Source organism: Nonomuraea sp. NPDC001684 (genome assembly GCF_053596515.1).
The window spans coordinates 1-2,635 of the sequence record NZ_JBSFGJ010000763.1; the positions used below are offsets into that span (position 1 = coordinate 1).

The 2,635-nt window shown below is 71.7% G+C and carries 3 protein-coding genes; 2 read left to right on the top strand and 1 reads right to left on the bottom strand.

The window, feature by feature from the left end; genetic code table 11:
* Nucleotides 1-180 precede the first annotated feature (180 nt).
* Nucleotides 181-822 (top strand): mycothiol-dependent nitroreductase Rv2466c family protein, encoded by a 642-nt coding sequence (locus tag ACWCSD_RS51325; RefSeq protein WP_449926975.1) that lies wholly within the window; start codon nt 181-183, stop codon nt 820-822.
* Nucleotides 823-844: 22 nt separating this feature from the next.
* On the opposite strand, the gene ACWCSD_RS51330 is transcribed toward ACWCSD_RS51325, so the two are convergent.
* Nucleotides 845-1,393 (bottom strand): NUDIX hydrolase, encoded by a 549-nt coding sequence (locus tag ACWCSD_RS51330; RefSeq protein ID WP_397158093.1) that lies wholly within the window; start codon nt 1,391-1,393, stop codon nt 845-847.
* Between the two features lie 360 nt (nt 1,394-1,753).
* Between ACWCSD_RS51330 and ACWCSD_RS51335 the strand changes: the two genes are divergently transcribed.
* On the top strand, nt 1,754-2,635 hold an 882-nt coding region (locus tag ACWCSD_RS51335; RefSeq protein ID WP_449926978.1), incomplete at its 3' end, for an MFS transporter.

Below are 2,635 nucleotides of genomic sequence, written 5' to 3' on the forward strand. Positions count from 1 at the left end.
GGATCTTGTCCAGCGCGCCGCCGTGATATACAACCAGGGCGAACGCTGGCCCGCATCGACCTTGTGGACACCATCCCGATGGCCAAGCACCTCATCCTCAGCCTGCCCAGCCACGAACCCGACACGTTGCCGGCGCACGCCGCCCCTCTGCGAGATCGGTCCGAGAGGAAGGAAGGCATCATGACGACCACGGAAGAGCCGGAGCTCGTCGAGGTCCCGTTCTGGTTCGACCCGCTGTGCCCCTGGGCGTGGGTCACCTCGCGCTGGCTGCTGGAGGTCGAGAAGGTACGGCCGGTGCACGCCGACTGGCGGGTCATGTCGCTGGCCCACCTGAACCTCGTCCAGCGCAAGGGCGAGGGGGTGAGCGAGGACGACCGGAACCAGATGGAGAAGGCCTGGGGGCCGGTGCGAGTCTGCGCGGCCGCCGCCGAGCACGCCGGCCGCGGCGTTCTCGGCCCGCTGTACACCGCGATCGGCACCCGCTTCCACAACCAGAAGCGTCGCGATGACCCCACGGTCATCACCGAAGCCCTCGCAGAGGTGGGCCTGCCCGCCGCGTTGGCGGCAGCCGCCGACAGCGACGAGCTGGATCAGCTCATCAGGGACTCCCACGATGAGGCCTTCAACGAGGTGGGGCTCGACGTCGGAACTCCCGTTCTCCGCGTCGGCGGCATGGCCCTGTTCGGCCCGGTGATCAGGCAGGCGCCACGCGGCGAGGCAGCCGGCAGGCTCTGGGACGGCCTGGTCCTGGTCGCCGGGACCGAGGACTTCTTCGAGCTCAAGCGGAGCCGGCAGCAGGGCGTCAGACCGTCCTTCGACTGAGGGACGCCGCGGCCGACGGGGGCTAATCGCGGGCCGGCACGGCTCGCGCGATGCGCGGGCCGACGAGCCGCTCGGCCTCGCCGAGCGGGTACCAGGCCGCGTCCGTCACCTCTGACTCCTGGATCGGCCCCAGGTCCGCGTGCGTCACGAACGCGTACCCGATGTCGAGGTGATGGTGCGCCGGCTCGCCCTTCTGCGGTCGGGCCGGAACGCGGGCGTACTCGATGTAGACGGGGGTCTGCGACGCCGGCATGACCTGCGCGGGGTCGATTCCGGTCTCCTCCGCCAGCTCGCGCACCGCTGCGTCGATCAGTGAGGTGTCGGCCGGCTCCAGATGGCCGCCAGGCTGCAACAGGATCCCGTAGGCGCGGTGCTCGACGAGCAGGACTTCGGTGCCGTCGCGGACCAGCAGCGCGCCGGCGGTCACGTGCATCGGGAAGTTCCGCCGCGAGGCGAAATCGCGGCCCTCGGCCAGCAGGCGGAGCGGCTCGGACAGCAGCGCGGCCTCGTCCGGGAAACGCGAGAGGTGGTCCCGGACGGCGCTCGATATGTCCGCGTCAGTGATCGCCACAGGTCGCTCCCGCACCTGCCCGACGGCGCAGCTCCTGGTGACCGACGGCTGAGACGAGATGAGCGATGAGCGATGACACAGTCTGCTCCTTGACCGAGAGGAGGCTTCGCACCGTACCGGTGCGACCGCTCGGCGCGCGCCTGCCACGCCGACCAGATGGGACGTCGGCCAGGTGAGACGCTGGACCGAGCAAGCGCGTGAGAGGTTCGGAGAAGGAGCCATGCACGAAGCTGCTGGATCACGGACTGGTCCTCCTCGGTCGGACGAGCTGATCGCGTCGGCGTCGCCGGGGATCTCCGTCCCGAGCGCCACGGTCGCCCTCCAGCGGCACGTGCCGGCTGAACGGGGCCCGAAGCGGTGATGCGGGAGCGCCTTGGCGCCGCCGTGGAGCTGCTGCGCCGGAACCGGAACTTCCGCCGCTACGCCGTGGGGCGTACCGCTTCGGTCCTCGGCACCACCACGGCCCCCGCCGGGCTGGCCTTCGCACTCATCGACCAGGACGGCGGAGGCACCGCCATCGGCGTGGTGGCGACCGCCAGCATGCTGGTCTTCCTGACCGTCACCCCGGGCGCCGGGGTACTGGCCGACCGGCTGCCCCGGGTGTGGATCATCGTGACGTGCCAGCTCGTCTGCGGCGTCAGCCAGTGCGTCTCCGCCGCGCTGTTCCTGAGCGGCTCGGCGACTGTCTGGTCCCTGGGCGGCCTGGCGGTGCTGACCGCCGCGGCCGGCGCGTTCTTCGCCCCCGCGGCGAAGGGGCTGATCGCCAGCATCGTCGAACCCGGCGCCCTCGTCCCGGCCAACGCCCTGCTGCAGATCGCCGGCAACCTCGTCGCGATCGCCGGGCCCACGATCGCCGGGCTGGTGATCGCCTCCGTCTCGCCGGGCTGGGTAGTGGGCTGGGACGGGGTCACCTACCTGCTGTCCGGCGCGGTGTTCCGCATGGTGCGCGTGCCGGCCGCAGCCGTCCGACCCGAGCGGCGCGGGTTCGCCAGGGAGCTGATCGAGGGTCTGTCCGCGTTCGCCGGTCGCCGCTGGTTGTGGACGCTGACCGGCCTCCAGGCGCTGACGTCGGCATGCTGGGGAGCCGGGTTCACGGTCTTGGGGCCGCTGTACGCGGCACGCCACCTGGAGGGCGGTGCGGTCGGCTGGGGCATCGTCGGCTCCGCCCTCGGCGTCGGGCTGGCCATCGGCTCGGTGACCGCGTTGACGCTGGCACCCGTACGCGTGGGCCTGCTGCTGTGC